Annotated in this window: 18 protein-coding genes; 9 read left to right on the forward strand and 9 right to left on the reverse strand. The window is 37.4% G+C overall.

The features are described 5' to 3' along the window. Positions 1–171 precede the first annotated feature (171 nt). The 4 genes from ACINWC743_RS23300 to ACINWC743_RS23315 all read right to left on the reverse strand — a co-directional run bounded on the left by ACINWC743_RS23300 (position 172) and on the right by ACINWC743_RS23315 (position 3,073). Entirely contained in the window at positions 172–714 is a 543-nt protein-coding gene (locus ACINWC743_RS23300; RefSeq protein WP_009587260.1) for a gamma carbonic anhydrase family protein, read from the reverse strand. 134 nt (positions 715–848) lie between these two features. Continuing rightward, the gene (gene dacC, locus ACINWC743_RS23305) at positions 849–1,997 is read right to left on the reverse strand and encodes a D-alanyl-D-alanine carboxypeptidase PBP5/6 (RefSeq protein ID WP_004831225.1); all 1,149 of its coding nucleotides are present in this window, start codon (positions 1,995–1,997) and stop codon (positions 849–851) included. A gap of 140 nt (positions 1,998–2,137) precedes the next feature. After that, entirely contained in the window at positions 2,138–2,533 is a 396-nt protein-coding gene (locus ACINWC743_RS23310) for an MCR_0457 family protein (RefSeq protein WP_004831224.1), read from the reverse strand. A gap of 174 nt (positions 2,534–2,707) precedes the next feature. After that, the gene (locus ACINWC743_RS23315; protein ID WP_009587230.1) at positions 2,708–3,073 is read right to left on the reverse strand and encodes an MCR_0457 family protein; all 366 of its coding nucleotides are present in this window, start codon (positions 3,071–3,073) and stop codon (positions 2,708–2,710) included. A gap of 421 nt (positions 3,074–3,494) precedes the next feature. On the opposite strand from ACINWC743_RS23315, the gene surE reads away from it, so the two are divergent. From surE to ACINWC743_RS23330, 3 genes are all read left to right on the forward strand, one after another. Further along, a complete protein-coding gene (surE, locus tag ACINWC743_RS23320; protein ID WP_004831222.1) occupies positions 3,495–4,280 on the forward strand; it encodes a 5'/3'-nucleotidase SurE in 786 nt (261 codons plus the stop codon). Positions 4,281–4,385: 105 nt separating this feature from the next. After that, the gene (locus tag ACINWC743_RS23325; RefSeq protein ID WP_004831220.1) at positions 4,386–5,225 is read left to right on the forward strand and encodes a peptidoglycan DD-metalloendopeptidase family protein; all 840 of its coding nucleotides are present in this window, start codon (positions 4,386–4,388) and stop codon (positions 5,223–5,225) included. Positions 5,226–5,319: 94 nt separating this feature from the next. Beyond that, positions 5,320–6,252 (forward strand): LysR family transcriptional regulator, encoded by a 933-nt coding sequence (locus tag ACINWC743_RS23330; RefSeq protein WP_004831219.1) that lies wholly within the window; start codon positions 5,320–5,322, stop codon positions 6,250–6,252. A gap of 120 nt (positions 6,253–6,372) precedes the next feature. On the opposite strand, the gene ACINWC743_RS23335 is transcribed toward ACINWC743_RS23330, so the two are convergent. Further along, complete coding sequence (locus tag ACINWC743_RS23335; RefSeq protein ID WP_009587226.1) at positions 6,373–7,584, reverse strand: aspartate aminotransferase family protein; 1,212 nt, start codon at positions 7,582–7,584, stop codon at positions 6,373–6,375. 162 nt (positions 7,585–7,746) lie between these two features. Here ACINWC743_RS23335 and grxD point away from each other — a divergent pair, with 162 nt between their 5' ends. Further along, positions 7,747–8,091, forward strand: a complete 345-nt coding sequence (gene grxD, locus ACINWC743_RS23340) for a Grx4 family monothiol glutaredoxin (protein ID WP_004831217.1) — start codon at positions 7,747–7,749, stop codon at positions 8,089–8,091. A gap of 115 nt (positions 8,092–8,206) precedes the next feature. Here the strand turns inward: grxD and ACINWC743_RS23345 are convergent, their stop codons facing one another. After that, positions 8,207–10,831 carry a Lon protease family protein gene (locus ACINWC743_RS23345; RefSeq protein ID WP_009587249.1) on the reverse strand — a complete coding sequence of 875 codons (2,625 nt, stop codon included), beginning with the start codon at positions 10,829–10,831 and terminating at the stop codon, positions 8,207–8,209. A 181-nt stretch (positions 10,832–11,012) separates the two neighbouring features. On the opposite strand from ACINWC743_RS23345, the gene ACINWC743_RS23350 reads away from it, so the two are divergent. The 4 genes from ACINWC743_RS23350 (at position 11,013) to rpmE (ending at position 15,512) form a co-directional block, all read left to right on the forward strand. Continuing rightward, on the forward strand, positions 11,013–13,199 hold the full coding sequence (locus tag ACINWC743_RS23350) for an AmpG family muropeptide MFS transporter (RefSeq protein ID WP_009587215.1): 2,187 nt from the start codon (positions 11,013–11,015) through the stop codon (positions 13,197–13,199). Positions 13,200–13,510: 311 nt separating this feature from the next. Further along, positions 13,511–13,912, forward strand: a complete 402-nt coding sequence (gloA, locus tag ACINWC743_RS23360) for a lactoylglutathione lyase (protein WP_004831214.1) — start codon at positions 13,511–13,513, stop codon at positions 13,910–13,912. 164 nt (positions 13,913–14,076) lie between these two features. After that, positions 14,077–15,057 (forward strand): bile acid:sodium symporter family protein, encoded by a 981-nt coding sequence (locus ACINWC743_RS23365; RefSeq protein ID WP_004831213.1) that lies wholly within the window; start codon positions 14,077–14,079, stop codon positions 15,055–15,057. A gap of 230 nt (positions 15,058–15,287) precedes the next feature. Beyond that, positions 15,288–15,512, forward strand: coding sequence for a 50S ribosomal protein L31 (rpmE, locus tag ACINWC743_RS23370; protein ID WP_004831212.1), 225 nt, complete (start codon positions 15,288–15,290; stop codon positions 15,510–15,512). A 118-nt stretch (positions 15,513–15,630) separates the two neighbouring features. Here the strand turns inward: rpmE and ACINWC743_RS23375 are convergent, their stop codons facing one another. The 3 genes from ACINWC743_RS23375 to epmB are packed head-to-tail and all read right to left on the reverse strand — an operon-like array spanning position 15,631 to position 20,656. After that, positions 15,631–17,889 carry an EAL domain-containing protein gene (locus ACINWC743_RS23375; RefSeq protein ID WP_035301622.1) on the reverse strand — a complete coding sequence of 753 codons (2,259 nt, stop codon included), beginning with the start codon at positions 17,887–17,889 and terminating at the stop codon, positions 15,631–15,633. Continuing rightward, positions 17,871–19,625 (reverse strand): hypothetical protein, encoded by a 1,755-nt coding sequence (locus ACINWC743_RS23380; RefSeq protein ID WP_004831209.1) that lies wholly within the window; start codon positions 19,623–19,625, stop codon positions 17,871–17,873. Before ACINWC743_RS23380 ends, ACINWC743_RS23375 begins: the two co-directional genes overlap by 19 nt. Before the next feature lie 14 nt (positions 19,626–19,639). After that, complete coding sequence (gene epmB / locus ACINWC743_RS23385) at positions 19,640–20,656, reverse strand: EF-P beta-lysylation protein EpmB (RefSeq protein WP_009587268.1); 1,017 nt, start codon at positions 20,654–20,656, stop codon at positions 19,640–19,642. Between the two features lie 404 nt (positions 20,657–21,060). Here epmB and efp point away from each other — a divergent pair, with 404 nt between their 5' ends. Next, positions 21,061–21,630 (forward strand): elongation factor P, encoded by a 570-nt coding sequence (gene efp / locus ACINWC743_RS23390; protein WP_004831207.1) that lies wholly within the window; start codon positions 21,061–21,063, stop codon positions 21,628–21,630. Positions 21,631–21,691: the final 61 nt, after the last annotated feature.

A 21,691-nucleotide genomic window follows, 5' to 3' on the forward strand; every position in this document is an offset into this window, starting at 1 on the left:
AATCAACTTAGCTTAAAACAAAGCACTTTAAGGGATATGGATAATCTTTTTAAAGATGCTGGGATTTATTTATCTGAACATCAGATTTGGGATGATTTAAATCTTGAACAAATTGAAGTCATAATTGCTTTATCAAAGCATGATCTCCTTGATAAAGCAGTAGATTTAATTTTAATTCAATTCATCAATATAATTATTCGCTACTTTCACATAATGCCTTGCAGAATAAGGCAAAAATTCTTTTTCTTTGTCTGTTAATGGGCGCACTTTTTGTACAGGACTGCCTACATATAAATAACCGCTTTCTAAGCGTTTACGTGGTGGAACCAATGAGCCTGCACCAATCATTACGTCATCTTCGATGATCACATCATCCAGCACAATACTGTTGATTCCAACGAGAACTCGATTGCCTATTTGGCAACCATGTAAGGTCACATGATGCCCGATAGTGACATCTTCACCAATGATCAATGGTGAACCATTAGGTTTTGCATCATTTTTATGGCTGACGTGTAGCATGCAATGGTCTTGCACATTGGAATTTCGACCAATTTTAATGTGATTAACATCACCACGAATTACAGCAAAAGGCCATACCGAAACATTTTCAGCTAAACTGACTTCACCGATTATCACAGATAAATCATCAATGTAGCAGGTCGAGTCAATTTTAGGATGATGTTGTAAATACGTACGGATATTCTTTTTCATGTTGGCGTCCTTATCAAAGCTTAAAACTTAAAAACCGTCATCACAGTATAAAATAAAAAGGCATCCTAATCTTCGATCAGGATGCCTGTGCTTTAGTCTAATCAGTAAAGTTGAATTAGACTTTCACAAATAAATTAAAATAAGTTGCTAAAGAACATTTTGATGTGATCAATCAATCGAGAGAAGAAACCTGCTTCTTCCACTGCTTTTAATGCCACTAAAGGTTTTTCAGCAATAACTTTGCCATCCAATGTTGCCGTAAGTTTACCGACAACCTGACCTTGTTTTAATGGTGCATTCAAGTTTGGTTGAACTGTGACTTGTGTTTTGATGGCATTCGCCTGACCTTTTGGCATAGTCACATTGAAGTTTTCAGCTAAACCAATTTGAACATCATTTTCTTTACCAAAATAAACTTTAGCTTTAGCAAGAACTTGATTTGCAGGATGAACACTCACAGTTTCAAAGTTTGAATATCCCCAAGAAAGCAGTGAGCGTGTTTGATTGGCACGCTCATTCATTGATGGGGCACCAAAAATCACAGAAATCAAACGCATTGGACCACGTTTAGAAGAAGTGGTTAAACAGAAACCTGCTTCATTGGTGTGACCTGTTTTTAAACCATCCACACTTGGGTCGGTATAAAGTAAGGCATTTCGGTTACCTTGTTTGATACCATTAAAGGTAAATTCTTTTTCAGAATAAATTGGGTAGTATTTTGAGCTGTCATGAATGATATGTTTGGCTAAAACAGCCATATCTTTTGCAGTGGAGTAATGACCGTCAGCAGGCATACCTGTTGCATTGATGAAGTGAGTATTGGTCATGCCGACACGTTTAGCTTCTTGATTCATGACATAAGCAAATGAACCTTCATTGCCAGAAATGTGTTCAGCCATCGCTTTGGAAGCATCATTACCCGATTGGATAATAATACCGCGTAACATTTCTAAAACTGTTGCAGTACCATTGAGCGGAACATACATACAAGATTCAGTGCTACTTCCTCGACACCAAGCGGACTCATTCATGCGAACTTTTTCATTTTCAGTCAGTTCACCTTTGAGGAGTTTTTGCTCAATGATGTAACTGGTCATCATTTTGGTCATCGAAGCAGGTGCTAGTTTTTCATTTTCATTCTTCGAAGCAAGAATTTGACCTGTCTCATAGTCCATTAAGACGTAAGATTTATTATTTAATTCTGGCGGAGTTGTTAAGACGGTTGCTGCATAAGAAAATGAAGGTAAAAGTAATAATGCAGCAATGGCGCTTTTTGGGGTCATTCTAGGTCGTTCCAATCGTTATATGAGCACAAACAGGCTAGCATTTTAGGACAAAGCAAAGCCGACTTCTATACAGAAAGTCGGCTTATTTCTTACTTATTGTAACTATTTCATTATTTGTCTAATAAATTGCACCATGATTATGCACCGTAGCGACTAATGTCGTTACAAATCGCAGTATTTTCAGTATCTCCAGCTTTCTTGGCGTCAGCTTTGGCTTCTTTCAAAGCACGTTGAAAATCCTTTTGTTTGGCTAAAGTTTTTAAAGCTTCTTTCGGGTTCTTGTCATTTGGCATGTAATCTTTCAATAAGTGATTGAAACCTTTATCAAATGCAGCATCAGTTTTAATCAAGCTCGGGCAAATATCAGAAAGTACATAAATTGCTGCAAGTTCTTCTTTAGAGACTTGTTGTTGTGTGACTTCAATATTCTGTTCATGCGAAGCTGCGTCTTTAGGTGCTGCAAAAGCATGAGTCATAAATAAACCACTGGCTGAAACAAGGCTTAATGTAAGCATTTTTAAAGTCATACGCATGATGGACCTAATCAATTATTTCTCTTAACAAGAGGCATAGAGTAAACGTAAAAACAGTCAAAAATATAGATAAAATGTATTGATGTTGTAGATTTATTTGAATTTTTCGCAAAAGAGTATTTTAAAAAGATGTTAAAAAAATGTTTTTAACATCTCTTATCCTCATTTTTATTTTTAGTGTTTGAGTTCAAGTACATCATTACAGACAGCTTTGTGTTCGGCTTGGTCTACTTCTTTGGCATTTGATTGTGCTTCTTTAAAAACTGATTGATATTCAGGATCTAGTTTAAGTTGATCTAAAGTTGTTGTTTTAGATAAATCTTTCAATAAAGTTTGCGTTAATGTATCAATCTTACTTTGGAATGTAGCATTATTTCCAATCAGTGACGGGCAGACTTCAGCAAGTACCTGTGTAGCTGCAATATCTTCTTTGGCTAAGAGATCAGCCTCTTGAGTGGTTAAGCCTTCTGCAAATGCAGTGTGTGTGCAAAGTGTGATGAATGCAATAGAAATTGTACGAGTAAGAGAACGTGTAATCATCTTTTTAGTCACAAATTTAATTTAAAGTTGAGTGAGTAACTATATATAATTGCTGAATAAATTTGTATTAAATTACTCAACAGTCATGACATAATTTATGTGAAATTGGGTGGTAATTTATTGAAGAGTGTCAAGATAACCTTTAGAAGATGTAAGTGAATAGGTTGATAACCTGAATGTGCCGAGACTTGATATTTTTAAAATGACCTGATTGAGAAATTAATTGCTTTAAGTGAGCGCGTTAAATGATTTGGTCTATAATTTCAAGAAGGATTTCTTTTTAACAACAGATTTGTAGGAATGGAGACTTTAAGTCATAAGCATTGAGTGTTATACAATTTAGTGTATGTTTTAAAATGAATTGATACATTGTTAGATAAAGAAATCATGAATTCATACTGTTATTAAGAGAAGTTTTTGAGTGAATATTTTAATTGCCAATGACGATGGTGTATTTGCACCAGGTATCCAAGCTTTAGCAAAAGCATTAAGACCGCTAGGACGTGTTGTAATTGTTGCACCTGAAAGTGAACGTAGCGGTTATTCTAGCGCCTTAACCTTAGATCGACCATTACGTCCGATCCAAGTTGCTCCAGATATGTGGGCAGTCAATGGCACTCCTGCTGATTGTGTTTATTTATCAATGAATGGTTTATTTGATTTTGAATTTGATTTGGTGGTCAGTGGTATCAACAGCGGAGCGAATCTAGGAGATGATGTACTTTATTCTGGAACAGTAGGTGCTGCATTTGAGGGGCGTTTGATGACGTTACCTGCAATCGCAGTTTCATTAGCAGGTAGTAATGTTCGGGCTTATGAGCGTGCTGATGATTATGCACAAGCAGCACAGTGGGTTTACACATTTATTGCTCAAGGACTACCACAGCTACCACCGCGACATATTTTAAATATTAATATCCCGGATGTTGCTGAAATTCAGGGCGCTCAGATTACCTATCAAGGGCGACGGGTACAGTCAAAACCAATCACCAGTCAGGTTGATCCGCGTGGTCGTCAAGTGTATTGGATTGGCTTGGCAGGCGAGGCGGTTACAGACCCTAAAAAGAACTTACAGCATATCCAGTCAGATTTTTTTGCTATCGCCAATGGTTTTGTCAGTATCACACCGATTCAAATGGATGCGACCAACTATGGAATCTTGGAAACTTTACAATCTCAGCTCTCACATAGTCATTTTGATGTGTGAGTGTTATAAGTTTGTGAAAAAGCACTGCGAAACAGTGAAATAAGTGTGTTTTTTGCTAATCTTAAGCAAATATTTTTAAATTTAAGATTGTAGAGAGGGAAATCAATGCTTTTGGCTCGATCAAAGCTTTATATTCAAATGCCTAAGCGATGGGTAAAAATCATTTTATCCTCAGTTGCCATTACTTCTACAATACTTGTTACTGGTTGTGCATCGAAGCCACAGATTAATAATCCAACACGTTATGCAGTTGCACCAGAGTATTATACTGTACGTTCGGGTGATACGCTTAGCGGCATCGCTATGCGTTACGGTTTGAGTTATTTAAGTGTAGCTGAAATGAATGATATTGCTGCGCCATATCGAATTTATGTTGGACAGTCATTGCGTTTGAAAAAGGGTGGGGCGAATGCTAACCGTTCAACAACTAAAGCTTTGACAAACAATGAGCCACAAATTCAACGCCAAACCATTAAGTTGCCGACGCAGCAAACGACAACATCACCGTCTGTAACAACAAAAGTACCGTCTGTCACAACAGTGCCAGCTCAAACAACAACGACAGTACAATCTACTCGTTTAAGATGGGTTAAACCGTCTACAGGACCTGTGATTGCAAGTTATAATCTTGCGAATAATATTAAGGGATTGCGTTTTGGTGGAAATCAAGGCGATCCTATCTTTGCTGCAGCAGATGGACAGGTAGTTTATGCTGCAGATGGATTGAAAGAATATGGTAACCTTGTCTTGGTGAAACATATTGATGGTTACATTACTGCATATGCACATAATAGTAAAATGTTGGTAAAAAGTGGTCAAAATGTGACCGCAGGACAGAAGATTGCAGAGATGGGATCTTCTGGTGCGACAAGCACAATGCTGGAATTCCAAGTGCGTTTGGACGGAAAACCTATCAATCCTGCAAATATTTTACCAATAAATTAAATATTTTAATGCAAAATGTAATTTTCTTCGTATAATACAATGAGTTGCTTTAAATAAAAAATGTGAAGCAGCTCATAATTTCAGAGGGAAATTTATGTTAGATCAACTTCGAGCAATGGGTGTCTTTGCTTGCGTTGTTGAAAAAAGCTCTTTTAGTGGTGCCGCGCGTGATCTTGGCATTACAACTAGTGCGGTTAGTCAGCAAATTAGATCTTTAGAACAAGAGATGGAAGTTACACTTCTACATCGTTCTACACGAAAGCTGAGTCTAACTGAAGCTGGTCAAGCTTTTTTCCACAGCTGTCAAGAAATGCTCGCTGCGGCTGAGCGTGGAAAAATCCGTATTAATGAGTTGCGAGACGATTTAGTCGGTGATTTACGCATAGCGACCACCCCGGAAATAGGTGCTACACATGTTGTGCCTGCATTATCACATTGGATGTCTGCGCATCGTGGTTTGATGGTTCATTTTGAAGCGGATAACCAATATATCGATTTAATCGAGGAACGCATAGATATTGCAATTCGTATGTCTTCTAAAATGGAAGATGCGAATAATTTAAGTTGTACGCCACTTGCGAGAGTAGATCAAATCTTAGTCGCATCGCCAAGCTACTTAAATCAGACTGTGCCCATTTCACGACCTGAAGATTTACAGAATCATGATTTGATTCCTGTGAATATTATGAAAAATTATCAACATTTTTCATTTCAGCATAGTGCAACAGGTGAAGTTGTAAATTTAGAAATGAAGCATCGTCTTCAAACAAATAACGTATTTGTTGCAAAATCATTGTGCCAACACGGACATGGGATTGCACGTATTCTTTATTTAGATGTACAAAAAGAATTGATGAACGGTACTTTGGTTGAAGTGCTTCCTGAATGGAAACTACCAACTTTCACGCTAAGTGCAGTTACTTTAAAGCGTGAACAGCAACCGATGAAAATTCACCGCTGTTTGGATGCTTTAAAACAATATTTTAGCCAGTTACCTGGTGGCAGAATTTTCCAAGAAGCTTCTTAAAAGCCCAAGTTCTAATAAGTTTGAATAAAAAAGCCGCTTTAAAGCGGCTTTTCTATATTTGAAATTTGGATTTAAGGAGATCATCAACTTAATCTCCTTAAATGATATTTAAAAACAGTCTTATCCAAGAAATTTCTGAATTGCAGGAACTAAGCGTTGTAGGAGGTCATCAGCTTGTTGGCGATTCATATTTAATGCAGGTAATAGGCGAACAACATTGCCAGAAGTCACATTGATAATTAAATGATGTTCATCACGAGCAATATTCACCAATTCACCACAGTCTTTTGGAAGTTCAATCCCAATCATCATACCGAAACCACGGACAATCACATTTTGTGCTGCAAGCTGAATACGGAACTGATCCACCAAATAAGTACCAATTTCATTCACATTGGACATGATATTTTCTTTTTGGATTAAATCAATCACGGTATACACAATACGTGAACCTAAATGTGTACCGCTATAAGTCGAACCATGATTTCCAGCAGTCAAAACACCAACACCACGACCCTGAGTCATTACTGCACCAATCGGGAAACCATTGCCTAGACCTTTTGCCGTAGTTAAAACATCAGGAACAATATTGGTGTGTTGATAAGCAAAATATTGACCAGTACGACCATTACCAGTCTGCACTTCATCTAACATCATTAACCAATTGTGTTGGTTACAAATAGCACGAATATCTTCAAGATAACTAAAGCCTTGAGGGGCAGTATTTACACCACCTTCGCCTTGAATCGGTTCAACCAGAATTGCCACAATATCAGGATGATTAATTGCTGCTTCTTCAATCGCTTCTACATCTCCAAAAGGTACACGAATGAAACCATCAACCAAAGGTGCAAAACCTTCTTGTACTTTCTTATTGCCTGTGGCAGAGAGTGTGGCAAGTGTACGACCATGAAATGAATGATCTGCTACAATAATTTTAGGATTGGCGATGCCTTGTAAGTGACCAAATTTGCGCGCAATTTTAATTGCACCTTCATTGGATTCAGCACCACTATTTGAGAAAAAGATTTCTTCCATACCTGAAACTTCAGCCAGCTTTTGTGCAGCTGCTGTTTGCCAAGGGACTTCATAAATATTACTGGTATGGATAAGTGTTGCAGCTTGTTCAGCGATTGCCTCAGCCAATACAGGATGTGCATGACCAAGACCACAGACAGCGATACCTGTTAATGCATCAAGATATTCAGTTCCATCCTCAGTATAAAGATAAGAACCTCGCCCTCGAACAAAGCTGATCGGTTGACGGCTGAATACAGGCATCAAATGTGAAGGTTGATCAGTTTGTACCGGAGCAAGGGTAATGTTGTTCATGACTAACTCTTATCTGTTAGGAGGGAAAAGAAAGGATTATCTAACCAAAATATGCGGAAGATTTAAAGCCTAAATGTAAATAAAATTGGAAATAATCGTCTAGACATACTCTTTATTGTGGATTTAGGTATAATGCAGGCAGATGAGTTGAGGATTTAATCAATGACTGAACAAGCGCGTGATACAGAAGCGTTAATTCGCGACCAAATTGCTAAACATGCTGTACTTCTTTATATGAAAGGTACACCACAATTCCCACAATGTGGTTTCTCTGCTCGTGCAGTAGAGGCACTTAGCCAAATTGGTCGTCCATTTGCTTATGTAAATATCTTGGAAAATCCAGATATTCGTGCAACTTTGCCACAAATTGCAAATTGGCCTACATTCCCACAATTGTGGATCAATGGTGAGTTGATTGGCGGTAGCGATATCATGCTAGAAATGTTCCAAAATGGTGAATTAAAACCATTGATTGAACAATATAGCCCAGCACCAGAAGCAAAATAAGCCACTGATGCAAAGAAAGCACCGTAAGGTGCTTTTTTATTGCCTAATGTTGCAAAATACAATAATAGATGAAGCCCCAATTTAGGGGCTTCACCAAGCTTAGCTTGTATAGGTTTTACTTGCATTTATTTTGCTGAGTTACAAGGTCTGCGGCATCTTCAGTTAATAATGCAGGGTCAATCTCAACTTTCTTGGCTTTTTTATCCTTCTTTTTTTTCTTTTTCTTTGGTTTTTCTTCGATTTCAACACCATCCTCAAGTGCTTGCCAATATTCAAGTTGAGCCATCACAGCAGCATAGATAGAACCTTTGGTATAACGTCCCTTTTTATCCAAACTGCCGACTGGACGAGCCATTAAAATTTCCAATGCCTGATCAATCGTGTCTATGGCATGAATATGGAATTGATTTTGATTTACTGCATCTATAACGTCTTGACGTAGCATTAAATGTTGCATATTTTGACGTGGAATAATGACGCCTTGCTTTCCAGTCAAACCTTGCAGTTTACATGCATCAAAGAAACCTTCGATTTTTGCGTTAACCCCACCGATAGGTTGTACTTGACCCAATTGGTTCATTGAACCTGTAATTGCCCAAGATTGATCAATTGGCAATTGGCAAATTGCAGAGATTAAAGCTGACAACTCAGCAACCGTAGCGCTGTCACCATCGACTTGTCCATAACTTTGCTCAAAGGCAAGTGCCGCAGAGAAGTGAAGGATTTGTTCACGTCCAAAGTGCGCTTTAAGGAAGCTGGACATGAGCAAAACGCCTTTTGCATGTAAAGAGCCGCCTAATTCAACACTACGCTCAATATCAAGAATATCACCACCACCTTGGTATACTGAAGCAGTTAAACGTGATGGTAAGCCAAATTCAACATCCGCATATTGGATCACAGATAAGGCATTGATTTGACCTAAACGATGCCCACGCGTTTCAATCAGCTGTGTGCCACGGGAAAGGTCTTGCCAATATAGTTCTCTTAAATAACCTAAGCGATACTGACGATGTTTGAGCGCTGTGTTGATGTGATGTGAGGTTACGAGCTTTTCATCCGATTGTACAGCATGATGGTGTGACTCACGGATCAAATCTCCTAAAGTCAATGCATGTAATGACAGAGAACTTTGGTCTTCTGCTTGACGGCTAGAGTCTGTAAGTAAAGCAGCCAAAGCTGAGCGATCAAAAGGTAATAACTTGTCTTGTTGAACATAGTCTGCAATCAACTGCATGTAGGCTTGTTCATTGTCATCATTTCGTTGCAAGGTATCAGTAAAATCTGCACGAATCTTAAAGACACTGCCTAACTCAGGTTCTACTTCTAAAATTTCATAATATATTTCTGGTTCAGCGAGTAAAACTACTTTAAGGTTGAGTGGAATTGAAGCAGGTTCTATAGAAATACTTCCTGTCAAAGTCAGCATATGTTCTAAAGATGACAGTTTGAGCTGACCTGATTTTAAAGCACGTTTTAATCCTTGCCATGCATATGGCTGTTCTAAGAGTTGTTCAGCTTCTAAGATTAAGAAACCACCATTGGCTTGGTGCAATGAACCTGGACGAATCAGCGTGAAATCTGTGGTAATGGTTCCGTTTTGTGTGAGTTGCTCCACATGCCCAAGTAAATTGTAATGGGTAGGGAAGTCTTCAAAAATTACAGGTGCACCAGAGTTTGGTTTGTTGCTCACCACAACATTGGCTTGGTATCTGGAAGGGACGCGATTAAAGAGCGATGGAGAAAACTCTTCGCCTTCTTGATCTAAAATTGTCTCAACATTGTCAATAATATCAGCCGCAAAAAGCTTTAAATATTGCTCTAATCCATGCACAGTTTTGAATTTATTGAGAATCTGCTCAATACGAGGAAGCACCACTTGCTTGGCAATATCACGATTGAGTTCAGAAACTTGATCACGTGCATCATCTTCAAGATCACCTAATTGCAGACCGAGGCGTTCCAGCTTTTTATCCATATAACGCATATTGGAGTTGATTTCTGCACGTTGTTTGCTATCAAGTGCATTAATGTCTTCTTGTGACATTTCCAATACTTTGTCATCTTTGACATGGATGGGTACAAAAATATGTTCGTCGTTTCGATTGACTAGCTTTAAGTCGAGATCTTCACCTTCTTTGGTCAGTTCAACTAATGCAAGCTGTTGCTCATTGCCTGTAATCTGGCGAATGCGTTCGATACGGTTATGATAGGTTTCTGCACTAAAACGACGTTCAAGCTGCTTAAGGATGGTTTGCCAAGTTTGATGTAGCAGTGTTTGGAATTTGTTGGCTTGCCCAGCTTGAAAGCGTAATGCAATAGGTTGGCGTGCATTTTTAAAATTATAGACATATACCCAATCATCTGGCGTTTGCATCGCTTTAGCATGTTGCTGAAGCAAACGTTTAATCATGGTACGTTTGCCTAGCCCTGCTGTACCTACAGCAAAAATATTATAGCCAGAATAAGGTAGGGCAATACCAGCCTCAACAGAGGCTTTAGCACGATCTTGACCCAAAAAATTGTTTAAGGGTTTGATTCTTCTGGTTGAAGAAGGAATCTTGGAGAGATCAGGAATATGCGTCAGTTGTTCAGGTTTTAGGGCTGTGAGTGTCAAGGTATTTTGAATTTCCGTTTGATCAAAAGCAGATGGAAAATGGGTTTCAGTTTTTTGTATTAGGCTTGCAGTGTGAGTATTTGAAACAGCGGTAGAGCTTAATTGATCGTGTCTTTGGGTCACAGGTGAAATCCAAAACTTATATGGGTTGAAAGCTTTAAGGTATACAGGATTGGGGGTAAAGATCAAGCATCTATAGCGGAAATATCTGTAAAAGGCGACCTTAGTTGCATAAAAGTGATTGAAACTCTAAGCATTAAAAGGTTGAATAGCATTATTTCATTTTTCAGAAAATAACAACGCAATGACAACGCAACTATCTCAGCAATCGTCTGAGCAGAATTTAACCGCGAAAAATGGATGGAAATCTGCTTTTGCTGCATTTTTAGACCGCCGCGCTGCAATCATGCTATTTCTTGGTTTTTCAGCAGGTATTCCGATTTTATTGATTTTTTCGAGTTTATCTCTATGGCTGGGAGAGGCTGGAATTGAAAAAAGTGCTGTTACTTTTTTTAGTTGGGCAGCTTTGGGCTATTCTTTTAAATTTGTTTGGGCGCCATTGATTGATGAACTGCCAGTACCTGTTTTAACGAAAAAATTGGGTCGTCGACGAGCTTGGCTGTTGATCGCACAATTACTGATTATTTGTGCAATTTGTATTATGGCATTTTCAGATCCAGCATTGGGTCAAAGTTATATTTACCAAATGGCTGTGGGTGCTGTATTGCTAGGGTTCTCCGCCGCAACCCAAGATATTGTTATCGATGCCTATCGAATCGAGTTAGCTGAAACTGAAATGCAAACTGTACTGGCATCCACCTATAACGCAGGTTACCGTTTGGGGATGATTGTTGCGGGTGCTGGTGCACTGTTTTTAGCTGCGTCATTAGGAACAGCAAAAGGCAATTATATTTATGAGGCATGGAAATACACATATTTAACGATGGCTGTTGTCATGGTTGTGGGGGTAGTTACCACACTTTTGATCCGTGAACCACAGGTTAACCGTGTTGATAAGCACTATAAGAATATTGATTATTATCGTCTGGTTCTCGTATTTGTTTTAGCGGTTGCAAGCTTTGTATGTTTTTATATTTATTCAGATGACCTCATTCAATACCTGCAATCAATTTGGAAAATTGAAGATAGTTTTCTTAAATTTTTAATGGAAGCTGTACGGTTTTTGGGATCAGGTGCTGGTGCTGTATTTGTTGCATCTGTGTTGATTCGATTGGGGGTTGTCAATCAACAGATGGCTTATGAAACATGGGTGAATCCGATCGCAGACTTTTTTAAACGTTATGGTTTAAAGTTGGCATTGGTTTTATTGTTGCTCATTGGTTTTTATCGAATTTCAGACATTATTGCAGGCGTTATTTCAAACGTTTTTTATCAAGATCTCAACTTTACCAAAGAACAAATTGCTGAAGCTGTTAAAATATATGGTGTAATTTTTAGCTTACTGGGTGGTTTTCTGGGTGGATTACTTGCACAACGTATGAACATTATGAAATTAATGTTTGTTGGAGCTGTTCTGGCAAGTTCAACTAACTTGATTTTTATTGGTTTGGTGAAGTCTGGCGCGCCGATGCAAGCGGTTCAAATCCATGTTGCCGATAAAACTTTTCAAGCAACACCTGATGAGGTGGGGTACTGGAAAGTCACAATACCAAGCCAAGATTTGGTTCAAACTAAAACATTACGTATTGATGCCGCTCTAGCAGATCAAACAGTAGCTCAGCAATATACAGTGCCTTATTTAATTGACAATGGTACTGCCCAAATCAAATTATTTCCAGTCACTAGCGATAATAGCTTAACTGCTGCCGAGTCCAAGCAAAGTATTGTGATTAAAGGTCAAACAGTTGGGTTGAAACTTACTGATCTCCAAGAAGATAAACCGATTACTTTAAAACTGGATGCTAAAACTTATCCGGCTAAACTGGATAAAGATGGTTTGTTTAGTGGGACGATCGATGGAAAAGATTTACAAGCATCAGCATCTAAAACGATCATTGCAGTCGTCAATTATAAAAATCCAAAAACATCGCTTTACACTGATCAGCGCTATCAATTGACTGAGAAAAAAGCAGATATTGACGTTGATATTCAACCTGTCCCTGTGGTGAAAGCAGATACCAATACATCTGTTGAAATTAAAGGTAAGGTGATTGAGCAATATAGCTCGGGATGGTTGTATTTTGCGATTGTGGTGGATAATTTAGCTTCAGGGTTGGCAGGTGCTGCCTTTATTGCATTCTTGTCTAGTTTAACGAGTGTGTCATTCACTGCTGTTCAATATGCAATTTTTAGTTCGTTAATGACCTTAACGCCTAAAATATTAGGTGGATATTCTGGAACCATTGTGACCAATATTGGCTATCCAAAATTTTTCTTAATGACCACCTTAATTGGTATCCCAATTTTATTGTTGGTATTTTGGGTGGCAAAGTTATTAAGAGAACATCAATTAAGAGAGACGCAAGATTAAAACGATTTATTTTCATTGCTCAATTTGATGGAATGTTTTGGAAAATGACCTATTTTATCATGAAGATAAAATAGGTTTTTTTATCGAGATTGACAAATTGAAAGTGAAAGGCAATCTATACCGTATGGACGTTGGGATTAAGGGGCAAAGCAAAACTTCATTTGAGGCTGGACTCAGTAAAAAAGTCAGTTTGTGGTCAAACTTCATTCATCTGATATGTGCTTTAATCTTGCTAAATTGGTAAAAATTGAAAAATCGAACAGTATTGCCTATATTGACAGGCAATATCTGATTTAATAGGACAATCAATCATGCGCATGCTACATACCATGTTACGCGTAGGCAATCTAGAACAGTCTTTGGCGTTCTATACTGAAGTTCTCGGTATGACATTACTTCGTAAACGTGACTATGAAGAAGGGCGTTTTACCCTTGCTTTTGTCGGCTATGGTGATGAAGAGCATAATACTGTATTGGAACTCACCCATAACTGGGACACTGCAAGCTATGAGTTAGGCAATGCTTATGGACATATTGCGATTGGTGTTGAAGATGCATATAAAGCATGTGAAGAGATTAAAGCACGTGGTGGAAATGTCGTGCGTGAGGCTGGACCAATGAAAGGTGGAGTAACTGTAATAGCCTTTGTTGAAGATCCAGATGGCTATAAAATTGAATTAATCCAACAAGATCAAAATGCAAGAAACAATTAATCACCTAACAGTGTGTTAAATTAAGTTGATATGTGTCGTAAATAAATAGTGAACATTTAGCCAAATTAGTAGCTTTATTTTTGGAGCTCAGTAAGATTGAATTTTACCTCAAAGTAAAATTAAACTACTGAGCTTTTTCATATTTTAAATACAGGAAGTTGCTTATGAAAATGTTGAAACTATTGGCATTAGATCGCTTTACGATACTGTTGGTAGCAATGGTGCTTTTAGCTTCATTTTTACCCATTTCAGGTCAAGCAGCCGCTATTTTTGGTAAAGTTACCACAATCGCAATTGCAGTTTTGTTTTTTTTACATGGGGCAAAGCTATCTCGTGAAGCTGTGGTTGAAGGTATTCTGCACTGGAAATTACATGCTTTGGTCTTTGCGATCACATTTATTGTATTTCCTGTATTGGGATTGATGGCTAAACCCGTACTTGAACCTTTATTGGGTCAACAATTGTATTGGGGCTTTCTGTTCATGTGCTTTTTACCATCCACGGTGCAATCATCCATTGCATTTACTTCGGTGGCAAAAGGTAATGTGGCGGCAGCAGTATGTAGTGCATCATTTTCAAATTTAATCGGGATGTTTATTACACCAATATTAGTCAGCTTGTTTATATTTGGACAATCGAAGCACAATTACGATCCAACTTCATCGATCATTGAAATTACCTTGTTGCTGTTGGTGCCTTTTATTCTTGGACAGGTTTTGCGTCCTTATGTATTTCCTTTAATGCAAAAAATGCCAAAAATTGTCAAAGTTTTTGACCAAGGTTCTATTTTAATGGTGGTGTACGGCGCATTTAGTGGGGCAGTTGTTGCGGGGCTATGGCATCAAGTCAGCTTAACCACATTAATCTATTTGGTATTGGCTTGCTCGGTTTTATTGACTGCGATTATGCTATTAGCCTTATATATTCCAAAATGGTTGGGCTTTAGTCAGGCAGATCAAATCTCTATTTTCTTTTGTGGTTCGAAGAAAACTCTCGCCAGTGGTGTACCGATGGCACAAATTTTATTTATTGGTCAACCCTTAGGTATGATCGTATTGCCGATCATGATTTTTCATCAGATTCAGTTAATGGTCTGTGGAGTCATAGCAAACTATTGGTCTAAACAGCAACATTCAGGCGAGTAAATTTAATCAAATTGTTGAAAATAGATCGCAATCGAAATATTTATCACGTATAATGTTGCCCACTTGTTGTGCTTAGCTCTGACACTTATAGTCTCGGTGGGCCAAAAGAAATGGTCTGTTGTGGTGTTAACCTGCTGAAGATGTTCAGCCTTCCTCAAAGCTTTTTTAGATGTTTGAGAGTGGTTAATTGCGATGACAGCTAAACCTTTCTTAACTTAGGAGAATCGACCATGCGTGCCGATATTCACCCAAAATACGAAAAATTAGTTGCTACTTGTTCATGTGGTAACGTTATCGAAACTCGTTCTGCTTTAGGTAAAGAAACGATTTACCTAGACGTATGTTCAGCTTGCCATCCATTCTATACTGGTAAACAGAAGAATGTTGATACTGGCGGTCGTATCGATAAGTTCAAACAACGTTTTGCTGGTATGTCACGCTCTGTTAAGCGTTAATACGACAAAACATAAAAAACGGGCTTTTGCCCGTTTTTTTGTGTCTATGATCAATGAAAGATTGATGTATAAAAGATTGAGTATTGAACCCCTATACTCAATCTTAAATAAGCATTATTTATTGATCTTGAACATCGGTTAGATGATCGAGTTTTTTCTGGAAATATTCACCTTGTAAGAATCGAACATCAACATTCCAAGCATTAGCGAATAAACTCATATCATTCAGGTTTTTAAGCAGCATTTCCACAGGTTTAATGGTTTGATACTTTTCAAGTGTCTGCTGAAATTGAGCCATGGTCGTATCACTATTTAGCTTCTGTGTGAATTTCTCATCCAGCGTTAATAAACTGACATCTAACTGTTTTAATATCGTTTCGCTGGAAATGCTTGAGCCAAAGCGACGGATTGAAATCTCAGCACCGTGGTCGCGTAGAATTGCAAATTGCTTTTGTGTCTCGAGAATACTTTTTGCAATATCTTCTTCGTCAAACTGTAGAATCAATGGATGTGATTGACGGCTGCCAACAATGGTTAGGAGTTTAGAAATAAGCTCTGGAAATTGCTTATCGTGGAATAATACATGCCGATTCAAATTAACAATTAATTTTGCTTGTGGATATTGAGTAATAAAGTTATGAAGTTGCTTGCAGGCTTCAACTAAAATCCAGCGATCAAGTTTAATAGATAGTTCAATATCGTCATCGAGTTCAATTAAATTGCTGACTTTTTTCCATTGATTTTCAAAAATAAAACCACTTGTGACTTCATAAGTATTAAGACTACTATCATGTTTATCATAAAGCTGTTGATATTTAAGCTGAATTTCACCTTTGTCGAGAGATTGCATGATCTGTTCTAGGATCGGTGCATTTTTGAAAATTGGTTTGGCTTGTATATCTTGGGCAGCAGTATCTTGATGTGTTGGTGCAGTATCTTGATGTGTTGGTGCAGGATCTGGTTGCGGCTTTGGCTCTAATTGAAGTGAGTTGCGTTCAAGTTGAAGTGGTTCTACAGGAGTTGAAGTAGGTTCAACTAAAGACAATTCAATTTTAGTATCTTGTAATGTTGCTGTTAATTGTTGTTCAGAAACAGAGCCTTTTTTGCTTAGACGATGATCATAGGCTTGTTCTAAAACATCACTAAAGTTGCTTTCATTAAAGCTATTTTGTTGAATGTTGGTATAACCAATTTTGATGCTTAATGGATAAGTTGTTCCATTAATTTCAAGTAATTGAGGTTTTTCTAATGCTTGTAGACCATGAATACGTGACTCTAAAATGGCATCTGATTCTGCTTGTAAAATCACCGCATATAGCAACATGTCAATTTGATAGACTGTTGTATTGGTCTGTTCTTTAATAAAACTTTTAAAGCCATCTAAATACTGAATCGCAGTTTTCCAATTGGATAACAAAATATGATCAGGACAAGCTGCAAAACTAAATAATACCAGCGCATTGGCATTGGCGGGTTGATTAATCAACGCATATTGGATTTGTTGCAAACTGCTGACGACAGGGCTAATCGCTTTTTTGCTCGATTCGTTGGATTGAGTAGATGTTTTTTGAGAGACAGAATGCGTTTCAATGGTGATTTGAATACAATCTTCTTCATTGGAAGGAAGAAATTCAATCTTCAAAGGATTTTCAGATTTGGCATTTTTATTGAGTGTATCGATTTCAAAACGGGCTAAATCAAATTGTCCTTGGGAAATCTTTTTAAAACGTTGTTTGAAATCGTTGATATTTTGAGGTTGTAAAATATCCAATAAAGGTAAGCCAATGATTTCATTTTCATCTTTTAGACCGAATAATTTTAGATATTCATCATTGGCTTGAGTGTGAATACCTTCTTGAATCAGTGCAACAGCTTTATGTTGTTCTTCAACCAAAGCTTGTGCCTGATTTTTTGCACTTTCAAGATCTGTCAATAAATGTTGCTTGCTTTGTAGTGTGCGGCTATAGGAGAGTGCTCTAATTAAACTGATGTAAAAACGTTCAGTATATTCTAGGTTTACAACATCATAGATACCTTTTTGTATATATGATTGATATTGGCTATGTTGATAATCTTCAGGTTTTAGCAATAAAACAGGGATATCAATTTCTGCAGAAGCCTGAATAAGGGTGACCGCTTGCTCAATCTTAATATCATAAGCGCGACCAAAAATAATTAAATCCCACGATGTATTAAGTTGTTTTTCAAAGCTTTTTAACTCATCAAGTAAAATCGCCTGTACTTGATGATTTTTGCTTTGAAATAAACTGATAATTTCATTATAGCGAATTTGATTGTCATCAATAATAAGTAATCTAGTTTCCGAGAGTTTTAATTTTTTCGATAATAATAAATTTCTCACTTTAAAGCTTCCCATACATCTTGATTATTCAAATTGGTTGATTGGAGTTGAATGAATTGTTCAATACGATGATTTTCTTCATCATTGATCAACTCAAATTCAAACTGAACAAAACTTTGAGTAATTAACAACGTTTTCGTTAAATACACCTTAATTTCATCAGTATCTAAACGCAGATAAATTGCTTGCTGTTCTTTAAAAAAAGGTAAGTTTGGCAAAATAATTGAAGTATTTGATTCATTTAGATTTGGTACCTGTACCATGAGACATGGATGATAATTAATCGTTGAGCGATCAGCAGGAACCTTTACTGCACAAGGGTAGATGTCCTGTGCTAAAACCTCTAAACCGACTTCATAGGTTTTCTGGATCGATTGTTTAATCCAGCGGATGATTGCACCTTTCCATTTATTGTTCAGGCTTTCATTGATCAAGATAAATTCCCCCGTTCTTAGATTTCGAGGGGCTTCATTTGACCAGCGAATACGATAACCGTTGACACTAATATCGAGTACTTGTGCTTGATAAATTTGTTTGGCTTCTCGGTCCAAACTTTTAATCTGACTTAAATTAGATCCCGTACTTGAACCTGTCGAAATAGAGGAATGAATATTTGATTCCGACTGAAAAGCATAATTGTTATTGAGGTTGAGGGTTTCATAGAAATTTTTAGCTTTAGATAGATAAAAATGTGCTGTTTGTAAACTAAAGCAGATTTGCAGTTGAGCTGAATATTCATAACGTTCATGACGACGCTCAATGGTTGTTCCTAATACATTTTGTACATGAAACTTTAAGGCAGCTGATAAATAAATCTGCTCATTCTTCGATAAATATTCAGTTTCTTTATGAATGGTTAAATTAATATGTTCGAGTAAATTTTGCGTGGAAATATATAAGGATGTATGAAAGTTTGCATGTTGTTTGCGGTTATAGATCGGTGGTATATCTTTAGAGCCATCAACAATATAACGAGAAAGGCTGGTTTCTCTTGGTAAGATTTGGACCAATTTCACCCAGTCAAATGTACATTGATATAATGCCTGAGTTTCAGATGGGCGAATTTGATGCGTATTGAAAATATCCAACAGTAAAACTTGTGCATAGGCTTGTTGGATATTATGAATAGTAAAATGTGTACCTTGTAGCTGATTGATATTTATGCTGAATTCTTGGTTTTTAACAGCGAGCTCATATAAATGGTGTGTAGTAAGCCATTGATGGGTTAAAGGACCGCTATAAATCATTTGTTGCTGAACAAGCAACAAACCCAATTGTTCTAATGCATAAAATGTTGCCAAAGTCCGAGCAGTTTGCAAATTTCTCTTTTGTTTAAAATTGAAAAATGAGAATTTACTCGATGTTAATGTTTGATGGCTTCTTTGCACGATATTGATGTAAACATTGGCAAAATAGGTACGAATTCTGGAAGATAAATCAATGATATGCTCAATTCGATCTGTTTGAGAAAGCCCTTGATTCAGAATACTTTTTTCTAAACTGGAGAGAATGCTTTCCGTAATCGGGTGCAACACCTGAATAAGGTCAAAACGGAGCATTTCACTACAGTTTAGCTCTGCAATTTCACAAATCGCATTTAAAACAGACTCAGAAGTGTCGCCCAATTGCATGATTGAGAGCGTTGCCACCCATGCGCTCACAGAATCTACAGAGGGATTTGCAAAACTTAAACTTTCTCGTTGTAGAACCGTGATATTTTGAAAAATTTCAGAAATTTCTTTATTTATCATGAGCGTTTCAACTCTTAAAAGGTTGTGACTCCAAACAGCGGTGTTTTATTATTTTCTCCCGCAACTTCTCGAACCAGTTTTGGGACTAGATATCCAGGTAAGCTGGCTAATACATCCTTGTAGATCTGATCAATTTTTTCTGCCCCCAAATCAAAATGATACGCACCTTTGACCTTATCTAAAACGTGTAAATAGTAAGGTAAAACTTGTGCTTCAAAAAGTCGCTGACTTAAATCAACGAGTGTTTGTGCAGAATCATTCACACCTTTAAGTAAAACGGCTTGATTCAACACAAGAATATTTTGTTTTGCCAAGTGAGCAAGTTTTGAACAGGTCAAATTATCGAGTTCAGCTGGATGATTTGAGTGTACCACTAGAATCACACGTAGCCTACTGTTTTTCAATAAAGAAACTAGCTCTTCATCGATTCTTTCAGGAATAACAATAGGAACTCGTGAATGAATTCTCAAGATTTTAATTTGACTGAGAGATGCTAGACGTTCTAACCAGAGTGCCAGTTTGCGATTTGATAAGGTTAGGGGATCCCCCCCACTTAAAATCACTTCATTAATTTCTGGATGTTGCTCTAAATAGTTTTTAATATTCAGCCAATCATCGTTTTTAGGTAGATTTTCTTGATATGGAAAATGTCTACGGAAGCAATAACGGCAGTGAACTGCACAAGCACCTGTTAAGGTCAATAAAAAACGTGATCTATATTTATGTAAAACACCTGGAATTTGATTTGCCTGTTCCTCACCCAATGGATCCGTTACAAAACCTTCATGTTCTTCAAGTTCAAGATGATGGGGGAGTACCTGTAAAAGTAGGGGGTCTAACGGATTGCCTTTTTCCATTTTCGCAACAAACGCTCGAGGTACACGTAATTTAAATTGAGCAGTCGCAAGAATTGCACCAGACAATAATTGTTCTTTCGACAACGCGAGAAGTTCAAGTAATTCGAGTGGATCAGTCACTAAATCACTGAGTTGAGATTGCCAATTTTGCTCTTGATATAAATAATTTAACATGCCACGTGCGATAAATAGTCAATGGAGGAGAGAAGGGTTCAAATGTCTATTCAGATTAAATCTGTCAGATTGGACATAATAACATTGTGAGCTGTATCTAAACCTATACAGCTGATTCATTACATCGCACTGAAAGGAGAGTCAATCAGTACAAAAAAACAATGAATCGGAGATTTTACCCTCAATCTGACAGAACATGGGTAATTTTTCATTGCTTCACGACGTATTGCTCATTTAGAATACGAAAAATGTATAATACATTCTTTATTGTTGAGAATGATCATTCTGGGTGTGTTGGCAATTCAGCGATTTTGAAGTGTTAAATAGACCCGATTACAAATCAGATGATTTGTTGATCGCATGACATTAGAGATTTAAATTAGTAAGTTTGGAGTGTGCCTTTCATGGCCTATTATTCTACAAATGATTTCAAAGCTGGCCTAAAGGTTATGCTTGATGGTAACCCATGTTCAATCATGGAAAACGAATATGTAAAACCAGGTAAAGGTCAAGCGTTCAACCGTGTAAAATTACGTAACCTTAAATCTGGTAAAGTATTAGAAAAAACTTTCAAATCAGGTGATTCATTAGAAGCTGCTGACATCGTTGAAGTTGAGATGGATTACCTTTACAACGATGGTGAAATGTGGAACTTCATGGATCCTGTATCTTTCGAGCAAATTGCTGCTGATAAAGTTGCGATGGGTGATGCTGCGAAATGGTTAAAAGATGATTCAAATGAAAAATGTACGATTATGCTGTTTAATGGTGTGCCATTAACAGTAAGCCCGCCTAACTTTGTGGTGTTGAAAATCGTTGAAACTGATCCAGGTGTACGTGGTGATACTTCTGGTGGTGGCGGTAAACCAGCGAAGCTTGAAACTGGTGCTGTGGTACGTGTTCCATTATTCGTACAGCAAGAAGAAAGCGTTCGTGTAGATACCCGTACAGGTGACTACTTAGAGCGTGCTTAATCATTTTTCAATGATGATGCGAGGGATGATGAAAATCATCCCTTTTTTTGTTTTTAATTTG

This window comes from Acinetobacter sp. WC-743, assembly GCF_000335555.1.
GTDB classification, from domain to species: domain Bacteria; phylum Pseudomonadota; class Gammaproteobacteria; order Pseudomonadales; family Moraxellaceae; genus Acinetobacter; species Acinetobacter bereziniae.